Source organism: Amycolatopsis sp. lyj-109, assembly GCF_046548995.1.
Taxonomy (GTDB): Bacteria; Actinomycetota; Actinomycetes; order Mycobacteriales; family Pseudonocardiaceae; genus Amycolatopsis.
This window is the reverse complement of the sequence record NZ_JAJPWR010000009.1, coordinates 154,747-175,693: the sequence shown is the minus strand read 5'-3', so window position 1 is coordinate 175,693 and position 20,947 is coordinate 154,747. Positions and strand designations below refer to the sequence as shown.

At 69.5% G+C, this 20,947-nt stretch carries 11 protein-coding genes; 6 read left to right on the top strand and 5 right to left on the bottom strand.

Going from position 1 to position 20,947, the window contains the following annotated elements:
* Positions 1–266: 266 nt before the first annotated feature.
* The 3 genes from ACLJQF_RS21725 to ACLJQF_RS21715 are packed head-to-tail and all read left to right on the top strand — an operon-like array spanning position 267 to position 5,438.
* Entirely contained in the window at positions 267–1,427 is a 1,161-nt protein-coding gene (locus ACLJQF_RS21725) for a hypothetical protein (RefSeq protein WP_410611125.1), read from the top strand.
* Positions 1,424–2,263: a hypothetical protein gene (locus ACLJQF_RS21720; RefSeq protein ID WP_410611123.1), complete on the top strand. Its 840-nt coding sequence runs from the start codon at positions 1,424–1,426 to the stop codon at positions 2,261–2,263. The genes ACLJQF_RS21725 and ACLJQF_RS21720 overlap by 4 nt, the downstream gene beginning before the upstream one ends.
* 1 nt (position 2,264) lies before the next feature.
* Positions 2,265–5,438 (top strand): CHAT domain-containing protein, encoded by a 3,174-nt coding sequence (locus tag ACLJQF_RS21715; protein ID WP_410611121.1) that lies wholly within the window; start codon positions 2,265–2,267, stop codon positions 5,436–5,438.
* Between the two features lie 42 nt (positions 5,439–5,480).
* On the opposite strand, the gene ACLJQF_RS21710 is transcribed toward ACLJQF_RS21715, so the two are convergent.
* Positions 5,481–8,432: a CHAT domain-containing protein gene (locus ACLJQF_RS21710; RefSeq protein ID WP_410611119.1), complete on the bottom strand. Its 2,952-nt coding sequence runs from the start codon at positions 8,430–8,432 to the stop codon at positions 5,481–5,483.
* 726 nt (positions 8,433–9,158) lie between these two features.
* Between ACLJQF_RS21710 and ACLJQF_RS21705 the strand changes: the two genes are divergently transcribed.
* The gene (locus tag ACLJQF_RS21705; protein WP_410611118.1) at positions 9,159–10,076 is read left to right on the top strand and encodes a hypothetical protein; all 918 of its coding nucleotides are present in this window, start codon (positions 9,159–9,161) and stop codon (positions 10,074–10,076) included.
* Between the two features lie 95 nt (positions 10,077–10,171).
* A complete protein-coding gene (locus ACLJQF_RS21700; RefSeq protein ID WP_410611117.1) occupies positions 10,172–12,604 on the top strand; it encodes a CHAT domain-containing protein in 2,433 nt (810 codons plus the stop codon).
* A gap of 23 nt (positions 12,605–12,627) precedes the next feature.
* Here ACLJQF_RS21700 and ACLJQF_RS21695 read toward each other — a convergent pair whose 3' ends face one another.
* On the bottom strand, positions 12,628–15,360 hold the full coding sequence (locus ACLJQF_RS21695; protein WP_410611115.1) for a CHAT domain-containing protein: 2,733 nt from the start codon (positions 15,358–15,360) through the stop codon (positions 12,628–12,630).
* Positions 15,361–15,617: 257 nt separating this feature from the next.
* Between ACLJQF_RS21695 and ACLJQF_RS21690 the strand changes: the two genes are divergently transcribed.
* Entirely contained in the window at positions 15,618–15,950 is a 333-nt protein-coding gene (locus tag ACLJQF_RS21690) for a CHAT domain-containing protein (protein WP_410611114.1), read from the top strand.
* A 284-nt stretch (positions 15,951–16,234) separates the two neighbouring features.
* On the opposite strand, the gene ACLJQF_RS21685 is transcribed toward ACLJQF_RS21690, so the two are convergent.
* The 3 genes from ACLJQF_RS21685 to ACLJQF_RS21675 form a co-directional block, all read right to left on the bottom strand.
* Positions 16,235–19,075 carry a CHAT domain-containing protein gene (locus ACLJQF_RS21685; RefSeq protein ID WP_410611112.1) on the bottom strand — a complete coding sequence of 947 codons (2,841 nt, stop codon included), beginning with the start codon at positions 19,073–19,075 and terminating at the stop codon, positions 16,235–16,237.
* Positions 19,076–19,892: 817 nt separating this feature from the next.
* Entirely contained in the window at positions 19,893–20,150 is a 258-nt protein-coding gene (locus ACLJQF_RS21680; RefSeq protein ID WP_410611110.1) for a hypothetical protein, read from the bottom strand.
* A gap of 504 nt (positions 20,151–20,654) precedes the next feature.
* A complete protein-coding gene (locus ACLJQF_RS21675; RefSeq protein ID WP_410611109.1) occupies positions 20,655–20,933 on the bottom strand; it encodes a hypothetical protein in 279 nt (92 codons plus the stop codon).
* Positions 20,934–20,947 lie beyond the last annotated feature (14 nt).

Sequence of the window (20,947 nt, the reverse complement as noted above, 5' to 3'; positions counted from 1 at the left end):
CAACGGCGAATTCCGGAATGAGGCTGGGGGTGTCCAGTTTTTGTCAATGGAGCGGCTCGTCGCATCGGGTAATATCCGCTGATCCATCCGCAGTACCATGCAGGTGACGAAGTGGCACGAACCACCGACTGGCAGGCGCATTGAGCTGGGCGTGGAAGACGACCCCACTCGGCGAAACCGCGACCGGCGCCTGCCGGCTGGCGGCGGAGGAGTTGCGTCCGCACGAAATACTCTCCACCGGTCGTGTTCTTTTCACGCTTTCCCGCATGGACATCCACGGAAACTGGGACCGCATATGGGGCCGGACCGGAACAACGGCACCGGCACTATCGGCCGCGGAGGACCAGGACCGAGTCCACCAGGCGACCACTTGGCACGGCGTCCGCGTCTCCGGTGATCTCGCGCGGTCGTTGTCCCTCGCCGCCGAGATCGCCACCGGACACGGCATGTCTCCGATACCCGCCGGGCTGCTCGCGTTCGCCCTGCTGGCCGATGAGAACGCGGGCGCGGCGCGGACTCTGCTGGCCGGCGGAGAGATCGGGCACGACGAGCTGCTGGCGCTCGTCGAGCATGATCTGCTGCGTCCGCACGAGAGCTTGCTGCCTCTCGAAGAGCCCGGGCGGGACGCGGGCTGGGTCGAGCGAGCCGAGCGGCTGTCCCGCCCCCGCCGGCCGGATGACCTGGACCTGCTCGCGGTTCTCATCGACAGCGGCGCGATAGGCCGTGCCGGCAACGACCGGCTTCTCACGCAGGCCCATGCGGAACTCGCGGCCGAGGGGCGGCTGTTCGGGACCCGGTCGGCGACGTCGGTCGTCGAGTCTGCGCAGGAGGAGTTCGGGGTGATGGCTCCGAACACGCACCAGGTGGTGTTCGCTCTCGCCGACCGCCCCTCACCTGCGCTCACGGCCGTTCTGAGCGTGGCCGGTGTGACCCCACGGCAGTTGGCGGCCGGGGCCATGACCGAGCTCGACGAGACGACTCGGCAACGCGTGCACGGTGACGTCCGTTTCTGGTCGATCGCCAACCTGGCTCTGCTGGTGGCTACTGCGGTGTTGATAGTGCGGCACGCGATGTCGGGCGGCAGCTGGTGGGAGCTCGGCTTCTTGCTCGTCGTCTTCCTGGGCCCACCGGCCGTCACGGCGTGGTTCCCCGCTGCCTGCGCGGCAGGGCTCGCCGTTTTCAACCCCGTCGCCGCCGTCGTGCTGTCCGCCGAGGCGCTCGTGAGCTGGCTTCGCGAGCGGGCCGAACGCGGCGCGTTGACCGCCCGGACGGGTGTACGGCTGACGCTCGCGGAATACCGCGCCTTCGTCACACGTGGCAAGGGCACTGTGACCGCCCGCGCCCGCTTCGACGTCACCCTGGCACCACTGCGTGCCGCGCGGCTGCAAAGCAGGGCCGCCAAGACGGTCGCGAGGGCTCAGCCATGACGGGGCAGTTCGTGTCGGGGAAGCGCCTCTGGGCCTGGCCGGCGTTGTCGGCCACGGTGATCGCTGTCGGCGCCACCGTCCACGCGGCAGTGGTCGGCAACTGGTCCTGGCTGGTGGTTTCCGTCGTCGTGCTGGCCGGAACGCAGAGCTCGACGATGCTTACGGGCGCCGGCGCGATCGGCGCGTTGGTGATCGGCGCTTGGCCGGCCGTGGTCGCCGCCGGGCTGGAGCTGGCGGTACGGCTGGCTTTCCACATCCGGCTGCGGTTCCCGCGGATCGCTCCGCTGACCGAACGGGCCCTGGCCGCGGCCGTTGCCGACGTGCCGCCCGCGCTCACGCGATATCTGACGGTGCTGGGCGACGGCCGGGTGGACACCGTGACGTTGGTGACGGCCGCCCTCCGGATCGAACCATCCCGGTGGCCCGCCGATTCCGGGCCATTGTTCCCCGTGGACGGCAGTGAAGGTGGCTTGATCGAAGGCACGGTGTGGACGGTGATCGCGGCGGAGGCCGCTCTTGTGGCCGCGCAGCGACCGGACCAGGCGACGCCGCCGGACGTTCACCTGCTCGCTGTGGTCGGTGCGTTGCTGCCCCACTCCCACGCCCGGATCGCACTGGGGAAGGAGCGAGCCGGCGGGAACGCCCTGTTGACGCTGGCCGGGCTGACGGCCGAGCAGGTGACGCGAATGCTGCTGGAAGCCGGAAAACAGCCCGGCGGGGAGCTGCTGATCGCACGAACGGAACTGGCCGTCCGGACCGGCTCACGGAACAGTGAGCCGCTCCCGGACCAGGAGTGGCGACGCATCGGCGCACCGATGCGAGAAGCCCGGCGCTGACATGACCGAAGCACGAACCGAACCCCGGACGATGCGCGATGCGCTCCGCAAGCAACGGCAGGCGTGGCCGACGCCGGCCAAAGCGTGCTGGCTGTATCTCAAGCCGTTCACGACGGTCGTCGCGCTCGTCGGTTGTGTGCTGGCCGGGGTGACCGGCGCGGGGTTCCTGCCGGCGTCGGGCGCCTTCCTCCTCGTGGTCTTGGTGAGACCGGTCCGGTGGCAGTGGCTCGGAATCTTCGTGGCCGTGCCGGTGTATCTGGTGTCGCCGCTGGCCGGGATCGCCGTACTGGCCCGCGCCGCTGCCGGCTCCGCCGCCGTTCGGCTCGCCGGACGGACCTGGTCGCGCGGGCTGTTGGCGGTGCGCCGAGGTCGTCGTGCGCTCTTCGGTGACCTCCGGCCGTATCAAGCCGAGCGGGCCCTTCAGCGCGAATTGGTTACTCCTGATCTTTCTCTGGAGCTGCTGGACCGGGTGTTCGAGACATGGTTCGCCGCGTGGGCGACGGCAGACGCGCGCAAACTGCTCGCGACCACGCGGATTCTGGCGCGCGGGCTGTTTCTGTGGGAGTGGCCGTATTCGACCGCCGGGCCGAACGTCGAGGTCCGGATGCTGCGGATGGTGTTCGCCGAGAGCGTCCTCGGAGTTCTGGTCAGGCTGGGTGCCACTGGCGTCACCCTGGCGGCCGTTGCACTGCTCGGGCTCGTGAACCCGGGTGAGCTGTTCGGGTGGACGGTGCCGGCCTGGGTCGCGTTGCTGCCGCCCGCGTCGCTCACGTGGTCGGTTTCGCGACGAGGCAACACACCGCCTGTCGTCGGGCCGGTTCTGTCGGCCGTGGTGTCCTTTCTGCTGTACGGCTGGGCGGCACTACCGCTACTCGCCATCGCGGTCCTGTTCGGCCTGATGGCACCACGCGTGGCGAACCCGGTGGAGAACCGGCTGCTCGGCGCACCCGTATCGGCGCCCAAGCTGCCCTGGGGCATCGGTGCGCCCGGGACGCGAGAGATCTGGAAAGCAGCACGCCGGGCCATGAACGAGGATCGGCACCACGTCGCCAGGCGGCTGTGGTCGAGCCTCGCGACCGACGAGAACGTGAGTACGGCCTCCCGTGCGGCGGCGTACGCCGCCAGCGCTTACGTCGACCTGAGAGCCGGTTCGCTTCAGGCTGCGGTGGACCAGGCGCATAAGGCCCGGAGCATGGTGACCGAAACGGATCCGGTCGCCGGGATGGTCTACGGCACCGCAGGCCGGGTGTTGCTCGCCGCGGGTGACACAACGAAGGCCAAAGAGCTGCTCAACCTCCCTGCTGTGCTCCGGTACCGCGACCCGCTGGTGGCGACCGCGCGTGCGCAGGCACTGGCGCTGGAACCCGGCCAAGCGGACGCCGCGCTGATCGAGCTGACCAGAGCAGCCGGCGGCCTCCTGCGGGGCGGCAACATGCAGCAGTTGCTCGACTCCGAAGTGGCGGTCGTGTCCGTGCTGGACGGCCGCGCGGACTTCGCGACCCTGGAGCAGCGCCTGCTTGAGCTGCTGCAGTTCGACCCCGACGGTTACGATCAAGTCGACCGGGAACGCAAGCTCCAGATCGCGATCGCGATGGCGCGGATCCGCCTGCTGCTCGGACGCATGGAACTGCGGCACGGCAAGCCGTCGACGGCGTCGTCATACCTGAGACAGGCCATGAACACACTCGTCCGGCCCGAGGACCAGTTCGACCAGGCGATCGCCCGGATCCTGCTCGGCGCGGCACTCAACGTCGGCAGGGCCGACCGAGGCCTTGCCGATCTCACCGAGGGGGTGCGGCAGCTGGAAGCGATGCGTGGCCAATTCGCCGCGGGCGTGCACCGCAACCAGCTGATCAATCGTCACGGGGACGTCTACGGTGCGGCGCTGGACGCGATGACGAGGCTGCACACGCACGACCCGGACGCCGGCTTCCTGGCCGTCGAGCTGGCCGAATCGTTGCGGCGCGGCTCGCTCGCGAAGATGCTGCGTGAACGTAACCCCGGCCTGTCGGACCAGCTGCGTGCCGCGGTCGAGGCGATCACCGTTCTCGAGGAGCGCGTGCCGGCCGAACCGACGACGGCCCGGCTCGGCCACTATCACGATCAACTGACCCAGGTGGTGTCCGCCCAGTTCGCGGAGGCGTACCTGCCCGAACCGGTCGACCTCGACCGGCTTCGAGCCGCCACCGGCAGCGCCCACTGCCTCGTCTACCAGTTGCAGGAATTCGGTGGCACACGCATCCGCGGGCACGTCATCTGGTCGAAACCGGACGGGACGCCGTCGATTCACCCGATCGACCTGTCCGACCCGTCGTTGCTGGCGGCGCTGTGGGCCACGGGCACCGGTGAGCGCCGGACGGTGATGGGGAGCCGCCTGACGAGCGCGGAGATCGACCGGTGGCGCACACTGTGCGCCGGACTCCTGCCGCCGGCCCTGCGGACGTTGCTGGCCGGCCTCGCCCGGCCGGTCAGCCTCGTGATCGTTCCGCAGGGCCGGCTCGCGGCGTTCCCGTGGGCGGCGCTCCGCCTCGATGACGGCCGGGCGTTGGTGGAGGCGGCGGTGATCCAGTTGACACCGTCCCTCGCGCTGATGGCCCCCGAACTGACGTGGCCGCCGGCCGGCTCGGGAACAGCACTCGTCAGCTATCTCGATCCCGAGCTGGCCACCGAGGAAGAACACGCATCACTCACCGCACTCGGGCATCTGGCCGTTGCCGGGGAACCCGAGATGGCACGAGCCATGCGGTCCGGCTCGGTCGGCGGTGTCTACATCGCCGCGCACGGCGACGACGTCGGTATGGCGCAGCACGTCGTCTTCGAAGGCAAACCCGCCATCTCCGCGGGTTCAGCGCTCACGTTGCCTTGGCCACCTTGGGTGATCTTTGCCTCCTGCCTCGTGGCGCAGGTGCCCGTCGAGCTCGGCATGGATCCACTCGGGCTGCCCGTCAGCTGTCTGCTCGGCGGAGCCCAGGCGGTGGTCGGCGGGATCATCGAGGTGCACAGCGTGAGCGGCGGACGGCACTGCGCGGAGCTCGTCCGGCAGGTGGCGAACGGCGTGCATCCGGCCGTGGCCCTGCGAGCCGCACAGCTGGCCGAGCTGCATCGCTGGGGAAAACCGAGCCCGGCTCGGTGGGCCGGATTCGCCTGCCTCAGCCGGGTCGGCGTGCCGGGGTGAATGCTCGTTCACGCGCCGACCGGCGTCAGCGCAGGTCGGAGTTCACGGGCCAAAGTGGACGAATGGCGCCCAGATCGCCGGCCGGTCGGGATACGCCGCTCGCTCGTCCCGCAGGACCTGCCACACGGCCACTGCCGCGTGGGCGGCGTCCGAGGTCTTCGCGTCGCCGGTGACGTGACGGTAGAAAGTCCGGACCGCCACGCGCGCCCGCCGGTCGTTGACCGGCCATTGAGTGGCGACGACGTGCCGGAATCCGGCGGTTTGGAACGCCCCGGACAGATGGGCGGCCTCGTCTCGGAGCTCGACGTCGCCGAACGCCGTATCGCAGGCCGAAAGCACCGCGATTTCCGCGCGGTCCAGGGCGACCATGGCGATGTCGGTGGCCGCCAGCGGCCCGTCCCAGCAGTGCAGGACGGGACCGCCGTCCTGCCAGCTGCGCTGTTCGGCGTGCCCGGCGAAATGGAACCAAGACGCCGCCGGCAACCCGTCCAGCACGGCGGCGCATGTCGCGGCTTCTTCCCGCAGAACCGCGGCGCCTTCGAGGCTGGGCGCCACGATCGCGATTTCGGCCCCCGCGCTGGGCAACAGCGTGCTCCCTTCCGCGGACGACGCCACGCCGACCACCAGCGGCCGGGCAGCCTCGGTCGTGGCCGGCTCACGGCCGTTCAAGAGCGTCCGCAGGGTGGCGGTGTAGGACGGGATGCAACGCTCGAACACCACCTCACCGCCAGGAAGCAGCGCAGCGTGCAGCGGCATGCTCGAGAGCACGCCGGTCGGGCACCACCATGCCCGCGTAAGCGGCTCGCCCTGGCGCCGCCGCGGCGCCACCTTGCCGAGCAGCGGTGCCACGACGTGGGTGCCCAGCCAGGTGAGTACCGATGTCAACTGCGTCTGCGGGGCCAGCGGGTCGTGCGCCGCCGAGTCGAGCGCGCTGTCGAGCCGCCCGGCCTGCTCGTTGACGGCCTCCGGTGTCACGTCCGGCAGCGGCACCACGCTCACGCCGGCCTTCGTCAGCACCATCGCGTCACAACGCAGTTCGCTGATGTTGACCACCACGACGGGACCGCAGCCGGCGGCCGCCCGGAGACGTTCGAACGGCGTAGGCATGAGGAAGTCGTCGAAACCCGCCAGACTCCTAGCTTCGGCAACCAGCGCATCCCACCGCTGCGCGAGCACGCGTCGATCGATCAGGCCGTCCGCCGCTCCCCGGCCGGTCGCCGCGTCGAGCCTCCGGCGGACCGTTTCCAGTTCGGCCGCCAGCTCGGGGTGCCGCTCGCGCAGCTGTGCGGGCCCCCGGCGGTAGTCGAACGCCTGGCGCAGCAGCACGCCCCGGCCTTCCTCGAGCAGTTCCAGCGCCAGCTCCGGCTCGTCCAGCGCGATCGCCACGGCTGCCGCGTCGGACGCCATTCCGGCCGACAGCGACAGCAGGTACTCGCGGTCGCCTCGGTCCAGGCCGTGCCATGCGGTCAGCGGCAGAAGCCGGATCGCGGCCCGGTAGGCAACCACGGCCGCGTCGTAGCGACCGCGCCGGGCCTCCCCTTCGGCCCAGCCGACGGTCGCGCGCAGGCGATCGGCGACGGGAGCAGTGGTGATCGCCGCGGCCTCGCGGTGCAATGCGGTGGCGCGGTCCGCGAGGGTGTCATCCGCCGTGGCCTCGAAGAGCCGCATCAGCATGTCGGCGGAGCTCAGCAGGTAGGACGCCCGGGTCGGATCGTCGTCCGCACAGGCGCTCGCTCCGGCTTCATAGGCTTCGGCAGCACGCCGCAGGTCGCCCACGTCGGCGGTCAGTTCGTGCCGCAACTGGTGCGTGAGGGCGGCCAAACCGTGCCGACGGGCGATGTCGCCGCGCTCCTCGGCACGGATCCGCATGCCGGCTTCGGCGGCCTGGACCGCGGCGTCGAAGTCGCCGCGGTCTCGGGTTCCCCGGAACCGCGCGAACATCGTGCAGGCCAGTTCATAACTGATTTCGGTGTGCAATTCGCTGCCCGGCGTCGCCGCGGCCAAAGCCTGACGCTGGACGTCGACGGCATCGCGGCCGACCGACTCGTCTTCTGTCCGCAGGTACAGCGAGGTCAATGAATCGGCCAGTGTGGACAGCAGCGCCGCCTCGGAGCCGGGGATGGCGTCGGCCAGCGCGGCCGCGCGACGCTCCAGGCTGATCGCCTGGCGGAGGTCGGGGAGCGCGTCGGTGTCGAGGTAACGGTTGTGCAGGGCGGTCGCCGTGGCCGTGAGGATCGCGATCTGGTGCACGGGACCCGCCGTACCGACAGCGTTCAGGCCGGTCATCACGGCCTCGTCGATCCGGGCGAGCTCACCGTTCGCCATGTACATGCTCGTGAGCACGTCGACCAGCTGCGCGACATACACGGGGCGGTCGGCGTCGTCCCGTGGTGTCCCATCCACCGTACGCCGGGCGAGCTCGAGTACTTCGCCGGCGATGCCGGGGTCAGCCGCCCAATCCGGCTGCCGGCGCAGCGTCAGGATCAACGTCGCCAGGTACACGGAATACGCGGGGTCGGCCGGATCCACGGCCTCGACGACGAACCGCAGCAGCAGGATCGCGCAGTGCAGCGAGGCGTCGTCGCCTTGCTCGTCGAACGACGTGAGTGCCTGTTCCGCGAGCGCGCTCCAGAACGGCACCCCGTCGCGTTTGCCGGCGTGCCGGGCGGCCATGCCGGCGACTTCGGCCAGCGCCGAGTCGGGAATCGCGCCGCGGTGCGGGCGCAGCAACAGCAGGAAGTACGCCGACGCTCGACCGCGTTCGACAGCCGCGGCGGCCGTGTCGACATGGTCCGCCCGCAGCCAGTGCAACAGCCCGGCCGCGTGGGCGTCGCGGTAGTTCGGCGGACGGTCCCGGAACCGGGACGTGACCGTGCGCGCGACCTCGACGGTGTCCTGCACCGTCTGTGCGTCGGCGAGCATCGCCGGATCGGAAGACTTCAAGTAGGCGGCCACCTTGGAGTGCAGCCGCTCACCGGCCGGGCTCAGGGGCACTGCCGGAGGCTCGTGTCGCCGCCACCGCCGCCGCATCCGTCCCCCGTTTCCGCCGCCCCGGACCCGTCGTCCATCCTCACCCGCCGCCACCGAGACCGCCAGCTGGAGCCGGGGTCTCCTCCGGCTGCTCAGGTATCGTCGGCCACTGGTGACCGGACGACAGCGAAGCCGAGGCTGTGGATGACCACCTCCCAGCCCAATCCCACGGACCACGACGACCGGGTGGCGCAGTCACAGGGCCGCGGTCCGACGCGCGGCTGCGGGCAGCACGGAATCGGCGCTGGCCATCGACCAGCTGGCGGAGGCGTGGCTCGCCGCGAACGATCTCGACCGCGCGATCGCCACCCGCCGGATGGGCTTGACCGGCTTGGCCTCCGAAGCTTCGCACTATCGAGCGGACCTGCAGCACAACCTCGGCGTCGACCTCATGACCCGCTACCGGCGCCACGGCAGGCCCGCCGACTGCGCACCGGATCACCCAACGGAACCTGACCGTTCGCGCTCCTCGCCTCTCGCCCGGCCTCCCGGACGCTGCACGGCCTGCACCGACCACGAGCCCGCGGGAAACTGCTCTCGGCGCGGTCGAAGGTGACTCGGGCGCTAACCTGCTGGCGGAGGTTTGGTCGCATGGTGGAGGAGTCAGGCCCGACCAGCCCGCGATCGCGGGTGATCGCAGCACTCCGCGACGCGCTGGCGGCGCTCGGTGCCGACGCGCCCAGTCGGGTGATGGACGACGACATCACTCTCCTCGCCGAGTCCGTGGCGGCGGCCGCGCTCCCCGATCTGGCCCATGACGTGGAAGCGCGATCGGTGCTCGGGTCGTGGCGCTGGGCGCGATTCCTCACCAAGCCCCCGGAGGAGGACGCCGAGCTCGGAGCAGCTCTCGAATTGTGGGCGCCGGTCGCCGAAAACTCGCCGGTAGCCTTGCCGTCCGAGGTGCTCCCACTGCTGGAGACATACGCAGTGGAGCAAGTAAGCAGGCACGCGCTCGAACTCGCCGCCACTTACGAAGTCAGCAATGACCCAGCCGGGCTCGACGAGGCAATCGACCTGTTTCGCGACGTCGTACGCGACACTCCGGAGGGCTATCCCGACCGCGGGAGATACCTCGCGAACCTGGGAATCGCGCTGCGCAGCCGGTTCGAGGCGACCGGCGACCTCGGGGTGCTCGACGAGGCAGTCGGCGCCTTGCGCGAAGCGGCAGGGGCCATGCTCGCCGAAGACACCCGGTTGCCGCTGGTGCTCGACGGCTTCGGCGATGTGCTGCTCGACCGGTTCGGGCGGTCCGGTAACGTCGCCGACGTCCAGGAGGCTGTCGCGGCGGCGGAGCATGCGGTCGGGCTCGCGCAGGAAAGCGACCCGCAATTCGCCGTGTACCTTTCCCACTTCGGTGACGCGCTAAGGCTGTCCTTCGAGTACACCGAAGACACAGCCGCACTCGACCGGTCGATCGAGGTGTGCCGGTGCGCGGTGTCCTACGCCGGCGAAGCCGACCTGAGCCGCTGCCTCTCCCACCTGGGCAGCGCTCTCGAGGTCGAGTTCTGCCTGTCCGGGGACAGGGAACGGCTGGTCGAGGCGATCGAATGCTTCCGCCGTGCCGTCGACGTCGCCGCCATCGACGATGCTCGTTCGCCTCCTACCTGACGAATCTCGGCGCGGCCTTGCAGAGATCGTTCCAGCACACCGGCGAACCAGCCGCGCTGGACGAAGCTACCACCGCTCTTCGCAACGCGTTGGAAGTGGCTGAGGACGACGATCCCAACCTCGGCGACTACTTGTCGAACCTCGGCGGTGCGCTCCTGGACGGATTCGAGAAGACGGGTGACGAAACGTACCTGAACGACGCCATTGGGCTGCTGTACCGTGCGGTGGACGCCACCCCTTCCGGCAGTCCCTACCTCGCCCGGCGTCTGTCGAACTTGTCCTCCGTACTGTTGGCCGGCTTCGAAGACGACGGGGACACCGTTCTCCTCGATGGAGCGGTCAGCGCAGGCCGCCGGGCTGTGGTGGCTGCACTCGCTGGAGACAGCAGCCTCGGGGCGTACCTGTCGAGCTTGGGCAACGCACTCCGGATCCTGTTCGTGCGCACCGAGGGCCTGGGGCCGCTCGACGAGGCAATCGAAACCTTCCGCCGCGCCGTAGAAGTCACGCCGACCGGGCACACCGAGCTCGGTATGTACCTGACCAATCTCGGCATCACGCTGCGGCTCAAAGCGTCGCGAAGCCGGGACCCCGGCGTCTTGGCCGAGGCGGAAGACGTGCTGCGCCGGTCGGCGGAGGCCGCCGGCGACGGCGATCCCTTCGCCGGGAGGTATCTGGCCAATCTCGCCAACGCGCTGCGAGGCAGGTTCGATCGGGCGGACGATCCGGCTTGCCTGCAGGAGGCCATCGAGTTGTACCGTGAGGCCCTGCGCCGGACTCCAGCCGAGGACGCCGTCATCGGCAGTCACCTGTTCAATCTCGGGTGCGCCCTGCAGAGCAGGTTCGGCATCACCAGCGATCGCGAAGACATCGAACTGGCCGGCAAGCTGCTCGAGGAAGCGTGGTCCGCGGAAACAGCGCCGACGGAGCTACGCATCGCCGCCGCGCACCGTGCCGCGGATGCCGCTCTGGCCGCGGGTGACGCCGGGCACGCCGTGACCATGGCCGAACGTGCTATCGCCCTGCTCCCCCTGTTCGCGCCGCGCGAGCTGCCCCGGCACGACCGCGGCCACCGGATCACCGGCACGATGGGGATCGCGGCGACCGCGGCGACCGCCGCCGTCGCCGCCGGCCGCCTTGAGCGTGCGGTCGAACTGCTCGAGCAAAGCCGGGGTCTGCTGTTCTCCGAAACGCTCGACACCCGCGGCGACCTCACGCTCATCCGCCGTCAAGCACCTGGCTTGGCCGCCGAATTCGCCCGCCTGCGCGAGGAACTCGACACGATCGACCACAGCATCGGCGCGAACGACCCGGCGGCCCGGCACGACGTCCTGAGCCGGTGGAAGGACCTGCTCGCGCGGATCCGGGGCACACCGAGGTTGACGGGTTTTCTCACGCCGCTCTCGATCCGGGATCTCCGCCATGCCGCGGCCGAAGGCCCGGTGGTCTACCTGGTGGTCCACGAGCACCGCTCCTTCGCCTTGGCGCTGCACGATTCGACACGCGATTGCGTGGACGTGATCGCCCTTCCCGATGCCACCGAGGACGCGGTGTACGACCACGCCGATCTGTTCCGCGAAGCCATCCGGACGACTTCCGGCGAGGAAGGCGCAGTAGAACAACAGAAAACCGCCGGGCAGCAGGCACAGCAGGTGTTCTCCTGGACTTGGGACGCCGTGACCCGGCCGGTGCTCGAGCACCTCGGCCACACCGCACCGCCACCGCCCGGCACGCAGTGGCCGCGCGTCCGGTGGTGCCCGGTCGGCATCGCCACCTATCTGCCCCTGCACGCGGCGGGACACCACCCGGGAACCCGGGCAGAAGTCGAGCACAGCGTGGACACCGTCTTGGACCGGGTTGTTTCCTCCTACACACCGACCGCCCGGGCGCTCCTGCACGCCGCGGCCACCGATTCGGCCGGCTCGCAGGACGTGCTCGTCGTGGCAGCGGCTGGCGCACCGGAATCCGCAGCGCTACCGGGCGTCGCCAAAGAGATCGAGCTGCTCCGCAGCCTGATACCCACGGCCACCGTGCTGCCCGGCCCCGGCGGCGAGGCCGCCCGCGCCGCCGTGCTGGACGCGCTTCCCGCGCACGCCATCGCCCACTTCGCCTGCCACGGGGTCAGCGACTGGCGTGATCCCACGGCGAGCCACCTCGAACTGGACGACCGCGGGCAGCAGTTGACGGTCTCCCAGATTACCGCCCTGAACCTGACTGGTGCCCGGATGGCTTACCTTTCCGCATGCAGCACCGCAGACACGAGTCCCCGGCACGTCGACGAGGCGACGCACCTCACGTCGGCGTTCTCCCTCGCGGGGTACTGCACGGTCATCGGAACCCTCTGGCCGGTCGGCGATCTCACCGCGCGGGCCATCGCCCGGGACACCTACGGCTTCCTGACCCGCGGCGGCAGGACGGACCCCGATCCTTCGCTGGCCGCGCTCGCTCTCCACCACGCGGTGCGCAACTACCGGGAATCCCGGCCCGCGCACGTGCTCCGGTGGGCCGCGCATGTGCACACCGGCCGCTGATTGCGGCGGTCCGCGGCCCGCGCTCAGAGCGTCCCGATGACCGTCACGGCCGCCCATCGGTACAGGGGAAGCCGCCGGAGCGAAGGCGCCCGCAGGATGGTGGCCAGCGCGGCGGCGGGGGAACGAGTCGCGTGCAGTGCCTGGTAGAGCTGGGCCAAGCAACTGCTCACGATGCGATCCTGGCTGCCGATCTCGAAGTGCGTGGAGACCACGTGGGTGGCGCCCGCGGCCAGCGCGGCCAGCGCGAGGCCGAGCGGTTCGTACTGGTCGTCCCCGCTGGGGAAGCCGCTGTGGCAAGAGGCGAAGGACAGGTAGGGAGGCGGGGTCGTCGTCCCGTCGAGGAAGTCGGCGGCCGAGAGCACCACCGCCGGTCCCGCTAAAACGGCGTGCGCCAGACCGGGCTCGCGGTTGCCGTGCGCGGCCAGCACGGCAGTGCGCCAGCGGTCACCGCCGCGGACGAAGGCCGACGTCACGTGCGCGGGTTCGGTGATCCGGTCGTGCCCGGCCGGATGGGCCGCCAGGCCGTCGAGTTCGGCCGCCGCGATGCCCGAGTGCGGATCGTGCCAGGACACCGCCGCCGGCGGTGGCGCTTCAGAAGGGGGCCGGTCCTGCAGCGCGGTCAGGAACCGCAGGGACGGGGTCAGGACCACGTCGGCGTGGTCCACGAGCAGACCGCCGTCCGTTGGGGACAGGGGCAGCGCCGCGAACGGAACCGCCCACAACCACCCGGTCGGGATGACCACCACGGGCACGGGACCGGCCGCGGCGCGCAGCCGCCGTTCGAAGGGATCCGGCAGGATCGCGCTCAACGTGGTCAGGTCGCCGGCCCGCAGCCTGAGCCGGTCTTCGTGGCGATCACCAGTCAGGGACTCCCTGAGCCGGGTGATTTCGCCGGTCACGGGAACGTCCTTGGCCACACAGGTGCCATCGGGAGAGCGCCACACCGAGACGATGTGCTGGTCACCCTCGACCGACTGCACGGGTATCGCGATGAGGACGTCGACCCGCACGTCGGCCAGCCGGTCCATCCGGAGCGGCTCGGCGCCATAGACGTCGGCGAACAAATCACTGGTCTGCTCGCTGAGCCGGGTGTAGAGCCCGTCCAGCCGCCGTCGCAGCTCGGCCGGGCTCTGGTCGTCGAGGTCACCGAGGTCGTCGATGGCCGCGGCGGCGCGGACGCCCCGCCGGCTGGGGTCGCGCTCGGCCACGGCCGCCCCCACGCGGGCGATTTCGGCCAGTAACCCGGCCAGCTGGACCGGTAGATCAGCCGCGCTGCGACGCAGCAGGCCGGCCAGCCGGTCGGTGCGCAGGCGTTCGGCGAGTTCCATGACCAGAGGGCCGTCGCCGATCACGACGGCCAGCAACATCGCGTGCTCGTATTGCGAGCGGACGGTGTCGGCGATGTATCGCCGCGCGCTGCCGGAGGCCACGGCGCCGCGGATCGTCTCGGAATAGCGGATCGCGGAACGGATGTGCATCGCGGTTCCGGTCCTGTCGCCGAGGGCGTGCGCCATCATCGCGCTCCCGGTTGCGGCGGCGATCGCGAACATCGTTGCGCCCGACTCGACGGCCTCAGTTTCGGCGAGCCGATAGGACTCCCGAGCCGAAGCGGGATCACCGACGATGTTCTGCTGCTCCGCGAAGAACAAGTGCTCGCGGGCGCGATCGAGGGCGTTGCGGGCGGCGCCCGGCAGCTTCCGGGCGCCTCGGGAGTGCCCGGAGCCGAGGATGTCGACCAGTTCGAGGTGACGGTGGATGCCTTCGGCACCCGCCGTCAGGCCCGCTTCCTCGTAGATCCGAGCCGAGTCGAGAAACGCCTTGCGAGCCCGCCACAGCGTGGAAGCCGACCGAGGCAGGCGGAGAAACCCTCGGACGGACCGGCCGCCGTTGCGGGCCAGTTCCACCCTGGCTCTGGCCTTCAGCAGGTTCGCCTCACCGACGGCGTTGCCGCCCACCGACTCGTAGTACCGGCTGTAGGACTCCAGATAGCGTTCGGCTTCGGCGAATTCGCCGGCAGTGGTGTGCAGGTGGGCCAGCGGCAGGCTGAGCTCAGCCACCGTGAACGGATCATCCGCCACTTCGAGGGCGTCGGCGATGGTGCCCTTGGCGGCCTCCCATTCGGGCCCGCCGACGGCCACTCCGCGCTGCAGGAATTGGGCCAAGAAGACGACGGCGACCATCTTGAGCTCGTTCGAGCCGATCTCGGTGGCGATGGCGACCTGGGCCTGGACGAGGTCGACGGCCGCCGTCCGGTCGCCGGCAGCGTTGAGCGCCCGCGCCCTGAGCACGTCGGCGAGGCTGAGCAGGTACCGATCCCCGGCGTCGCGGTGCACGTCCGCGGCCCGGCTGGCCAGCGCCGCCGCCGTCTCGTGGTCGCCGACGAGCAGGCACCACCCCGAGCGTTCGCGGTCCAGATCGGCGTGCAGATGGGTGTCCGTGCTATCCGCCCCGGCCGCGATCGCCGCCTCGAGCACGGCCTGTTTGCCGGCGGTGTAGGCGATCCGGGCCGAGCGCGCCAAGCCGATCCGCGCGGCGAAGACACCGTCGCGGTCGTCCGCGACAGCATAGCCGCGTTCGGCGTTCTCGTAGTGGTCATCCGCTTCGGAGGTGTAGCCCTGCGTCCAGTACGTATTGCCTACGGCCAGCGCGGCCAGAGGCTCGTCCCAACTCTCGGGGAGCAGCGAACGCAGCACCTCGCGTGCCCGCGTGCTCTCACCGATCCGCCGCAGGATCTCGACGTACCGGACCACCGACACGACGTCATCCGGCCCTCGGGACAATCGCTCGGCGCTCGCGAGGTCCGTGCCCGCTGACCGCCAGGCCGGATGGGACGATCCGGTGCCGATCGGTTCAAGTTGCGGGTATTTCACTGACAACCTCCGGATTTCGAAAGGAATCTTCGTGCTGCTGAGTCAAAGCCGGTCAACTGGAACGATCGTGCACTGTCCCTCGGCGACCGTGTTCGCTCAGTTACCGTCCGCCGCATCGCCGTTGCGCGCCTTTCTCGGGTTGAGTGACCCCGCGTTCGCCCCCTTCGGGCACAGCTGATCGGCTCACCGCGGCGGCCTGGTATGGAGGCGAGCCACCGCCGCTGCCCGCCACCCGTCGCGAGGTGCTCTCTGCAGCGGCCTGCTTCGCGGCGGGCGCGACCGTGCTGTTCGGTGCGGACGCGACCGAGGCGAACCTGGCCGAGGCCGTGCGCGGCCGGGACGTGGTCCACCTGACCACGCACCTGGTGCTCGACGACGAGGAGCCGCTGTTCGGCGGGCTCGTGCTGGCCGCCCCGGCCGACGACGAGGACGCCGACCTGCTCCAGGTGTTCGAGATGGGCCGGTTGCCTTGCTGACCCCGCCACATGGGCGCCGTTCTTCCTCATCGGCACGTTCGCCTGAGCGTGTCCCCCGTCCCGCATCGCTGACCACAGCCACGCGGACGCGGTGTATTCCTTCACCGCCATGTCCACCGCCGCGGGCGTCCCGGTGCTCATCCCAGATCGGCCGCTCCACCCTTCACCATGCAGTACGAGTGACGCCCGCGACGGCAGCCGTCACCGTGCCTTCACCTGCCCTCCCACGTGACAGGTCAGCACGTCTCCTGCCCCACGGGCGCGTTCTGCTCGGCGTTGTCGTGTCACGCGCCGAAATGCTGGTGAGGAGCCCACGCCGAAGGACGCCCCGGATACCGCGCGCGGGCCAGGTGCACGGCTCGGTGCAGCGCGAGGGCCGGATCGGCGCGGTCCGGCTGCGCCATCAGCGCCTCGTAGAACTGCTCGGCTATCCGCACGCCGACGCGGTCTCCCACCCCCCAGAGGGTGCCGATCACGTTTGGGAACCCCGCCAACTGGAAGGCTGCGGCCAGGTGCGTCGACTCCTCGATCAACGCGACGTTGTGCGTGGACGCTGTGGTGCACGCCGATAGGTAGGCGAGGTGGGCGTGGTCGAACTCGACCTCGTCCAGGGCTGCCACCGTGAGCGGGTCGACCGGACTGTCGTAGAGCACCAACAAGCTGCGGGAAGGCTCGACCGGGTCGGGTCTGGCGTGGCAGATGAAGTGGGCGATAGAGCACTCCGCCAGGTTCTCGAGTACGGCGGCCTTCGTCGGCGGCCCCGACGAGATCCCGCTGCCGAGATCCCCGGAAAGGAGAACGGATCCCGGCACCAACCGCCGCACCAGTTCTGCTTCGGCTGCGGCGGACGGAAGCGGATCACCGAGCTTTCCCGGCGTCGTGGGCATGGCCACGATCAACGCTCGCTCGACCGGAGGGCGTGCAGCGGTTCGCCTGCGCGCATGGCGCAGAGCGCGGACACTGGGCGTGTAAGACGACACCACGCGATCGAGCGTCGTGCGTCTGTCCGGGGCGTCCAGCGGATCGTCGTGGTGTCCCGCCGCGTGCAGCGGCAGCAAACCGAGCACCCCGCCCGGCGCCCACCACACGCGTCTCGCCTCTTCCGAGCCACTGCTGTACCCCAAGGCGGTGAAAACAGGCTCGACCACCTTGTCCCACAGCCACTCCAGTACCTCGGGTAGCACTACCGGCTCTTCAGGGGTGTGCAGGGCTTCGTAGAAGGCCTTGAATTCCCGGATCAGCGCCTCGAGTGTCACCTCCGGGAGAGCCACGACGCGCACTCCGCCGGCCGTCACGACCAGCGCATCGCAGCGGTACTTGCTCACGTTGAAGACCACGACCGGCCCCTCAGCGCCCTCGTGCACCAACTCAGACAGCTCCGGAGGACGACCGAACGACTCGAAGCCGGTTTGCGCGCGGATTGCGGTCAACGCGGCCCTCAGCTCGTCGACGAGCTGGTGCCGATCGACCGTGACGGACGGCCGATCCTGACGGTCCAGCGAATCCCGTGCCGCGGTGAACCGGGCCGCAAGCTCCGGATGGCGACGGCGCAGGTCGACCAACCCACCCCGGAGGTCAAATCGCGCGCCTGACACAACTGCGCGGCCCTCATCCAGCAAGCCGAGAGCCCTCAACCCGCGGAATTCCTCCGGGATGCTGTGATCGGCGAGGGTCAACGCGGCGGCGTCGCCCGCCAAGTTCGTGAGGCCGCCGAAGACGTGCACGTGGTCGGCTCGCGTCAACTCGAGCGGCACAACCTCCGGAAGGAGGTGCACGGCGGCTTCCAGCAGCTCTCTGGCCTGTGACGGGTCCGATCGGGCCAGCAGCGCCGCGCCGCAACGTGCGGCCGCAACGCGGTCTGCCGGACGTCCGATCTCATCCCGCGCCGCGGAGGCGTACAGCCGCGCCGCTTCCATCACCGCTTCTTCGCTCCCCGAGGAGCTGCCCTCGCAGCGCAGCGCGGCGGCGAGGCTGAGGACGCGCACGACCGAATGCGGGTGATCCGCCGGGGTGAGCTCCACAGCGCGCCGGCCGGTGCGAATGGAGTCGCCGAGATCCGCAGCGTCCCGCGCGTGCTCGAACCTGGCATGCAGGACGTCGGCCAGCCTCGTCAAGTACACCGGAAGCCTGGCGTGATCTTGGGGCGTGATCTCCACTGCGGTGGACGCTGTGACGACCGCCTCGTCGAGGTCCGCAAGCTTCGCCAGGAGGTCATAGCGCAGCTGCAGCATCGTCGACAAGTTGGACAGCCGTCCCGCGCGGTGCGGGTCGTCCGGTGCGGTGCGGTCGAGCACGGCGCGCAGCACGTCGATCGTTGCGTCCAGGTGAGCGGGGTTTTCCCCGGCGCGGTCATGGGCCACCATCTGTGCCGTGGCGAGTCCGGAAATCAGTGTGGTCAGGATCGGACTGTCGGGCGGCGCGACGGCCACCGCGTCCAGATGGGCGGTGACGGCTTCGACCAGGCTCGCCACATCGCGGGTCTCCTCGAACCGCACCTGGAAGGCCAGGCCGAGGTTGTGGAGAAACCCACTGCGCTCCTCGGCGCCGGCCTGACACATCAGAGCTTTCCGACCTGACGCGATCGCTTCATCCAGGTCTCCGGGCTCGCGCGTGTGGCCGTGTCTAAGCAGCAAGGAGTGGCCGAGGCTGGACCACGCGATTCCACGCAGCCGATGCCCGTCCGGGAGGGCGTCAGCGATGGCGCCCCACAGCACGACGCATCGCGCGACGAGTTCGGCGTCATCGGAGTCGATCGCCCGACCGAGCGATCGGGCAGCCCCCGGCGCGGCTTGCTCGGCCAGTTCGGTCAACAAAGACCCCGGAATGTTGTCCTCACCAAAGAGGAAGCAGGGCAGGAAATTCTCCACAGCGGTGACCCGGTCCGTCCCACCGCGCTCCTCACCGAGTGCCTCGTAGCGGAGCCAGTGGAACCAGCCGAGCGCATGCCACGCCGACATGTCCGGGTCGAAGGCGGTCATGTGCCGCGCAAGAAGGTGCGCTTCTGCGACCGCATCCGGATCGAGTACCGGTGCGTAGCTGTTGGCTCGCATCACCTCCTGCAACCGCGCGCATACCAGGTCCAGAAGTCGCACTTTTTCCCGCTCAGAACAAAACACGAACAGCACCGTACAACACAAGCAGAATCAGCTGGGCTGTTGTGCCAGCTCACCTTCTCAGAGTCACCAGGTGGCCGACCGTACAACTGGATGAAACGCTCAGCGCAACGAGCGACGAACCCTGGCGGCGCAACCTCAAGCTGATCAGCCAGTTCGGTGACAGTCCCCCTATGGACAAACATGCTCAAGGCATACCAGAGGGTACTGACATCGCGGGAAGTGATCACCCTTCAGCTGAACGCTAAGGTTCGTGTCCCTAGGGGACACGAACCCAGCGTCCGAGGACCGAGTTGATGTACAACCCCAACCTGAGATTCGCCACCGACCTGCAGCTGTCGCAACCTACGACTGAGTGAAACTGTGGGCGGTCGTCTCCGGCGATCGTCTGTTGAGGGAACGTTGCTGTCAGATCTCCGGTCTGTCTGCGACTGTCGCGGGCAGGTCAAGATCGATGACGTGGGTCCAGGTGTATGTCCCAAACCGACAGATGACAGACAGCTGCAAGGGGCTCGTTCGGTACCGCTGACGCCATGACCTGAGGTCGGTCCAGCGCGGTGGCAGAGACGGCTCAAGTATCCGGACGATTGGAGTGCCTTTGACGGCTGGCACACCCGGAGTTGCCCGCCCGAGGGAGTCGGCGTCGTCTATGTGCGGGCGGAATCGCAGCGGTCCCCAGATCACCGATGCCAACTCTTCCTCAGTGGGACCGCCTGCGATGCCTGCCGCGTGCGGGTAATCGTCGCGGACCCGGATTTCGATGCTGTCCAACATCGGCAGTTCGATCGTGCCTGTGACCGTCAAAGTCAATCTCGAGAGGTCGTTGGCTTCATCTGGCGAATACGCCGTCAGGAGCAACTGACAGCTGCGGCGCGAGTTCGCCGTAGCGGCGGCTCTGTTCAATTTTCAGCATCGCGTCAGCCGCAGCAGCGGCGTCCTTCGATGCAACCGCCGAAGTTCGGCTCGCGTCCCGGGCGTGCCGACCGATGAGGTACGCCAGCAACGCGACGACGACGCCGGCGATCGCGGCGACAGCGCCCGCGATGCCCGCGATCGCCGACCATTCCGCTGCGCGATCAGCATTCATCTGGACAACCTAGCCTCTTCACAGGCGCATCCTGTGTCTGCCGGGCCGCATCCACGAGCTTCACACTGTTGGGGGCCCCTGAATCTAGAGACCGCATCGAGCACGCTAGGTCGACGCCGGTCTCCGCCCGGGCCACACTCAGTCGCAGTGCACCTGTTCGGCGGGCACGTCGGAAGCCGACGGGGTTCGGCTGCCGCGCCCGACCGAATGTCGTCCCCTATTTGAGCGGCCAGCGACAGAATCCGATGATACGAAAGCACGCCGATGCCGTGTCAGCTGCAATCCCGTACTGCGACGTGCTGATGACGGACAAGTACGTCGCCGCCCACTGACGAAGTCGCCTGCGGTCACCAGGCACCGCACGGTCGTACTGAGTCGCCTGAGTGGTCTCGAAGACGCTCTTCCACGTCTGCTGTCCTCTCGACCGGCAGCCTGACGGCGAGAAGTCGCCGAGCTGCAAGTAGCTGACCGGAGGTCAGGCGGCCGCTGCGACGTCCCTGGTGCTCACTCGCCGCCGGGCCACTCGAGCAGCGCTCCGCGGACCTCGGCCGGGTTGATCGCGAAGCCGCCACGGACGATCACGTCGTCCAGGCGGCTGTGGATGAACAAGTAGCCGTCCGCGTCGATGCTCGCGATGTCGTTCGTCGAGATCCACGCCGTCGCGTCGCCCGTGACCGAGTGGCTGGCGCGGGCCAGCAGCCTGCCCTGCTCCCGCACCTGCAGCTCCTCGCAGCTCTCCAGGTCGACGACCTTGAGGTCGACGCCGGGGTGTACGCGTCCCACGCTGCCGTGCTTCG

Excerpts from the sequence above, each read along its gene's own strand:
- ACLJQF_RS21725 (WP_410611125.1), top strand. The coding sequence starts at position 267 with ATGGACATCCACGGAAACTGGGACCGCATATGGGGCCGGACCGGAACA.
- ACLJQF_RS21715 (WP_410611121.1), top strand. The coding sequence starts at position 2,265 with ATGACCGAAGCACGAACCGAACCCCGGACGATGCGCGATGCGCTCCGC.
- ACLJQF_RS21720 (WP_410611123.1), top strand. The coding sequence starts at position 1,424 with ATGACGGGGCAGTTCGTGTCGGGGAAGCGCCTCTGGGCCTGGCCGGCG.
- ACLJQF_RS21705 (WP_410611118.1), top strand. The coding sequence starts at position 9,159 with ATGGACGACGACATCACTCTCCTCGCCGAGTCCGTGGCGGCGGCCGCG.
- ACLJQF_RS21680 (WP_410611110.1), bottom strand. The coding sequence starts at position 20,150 with ATGAATGCTGATCGCGCAGCGGAATGGTCGGCGATCGCGGGCATCGCG.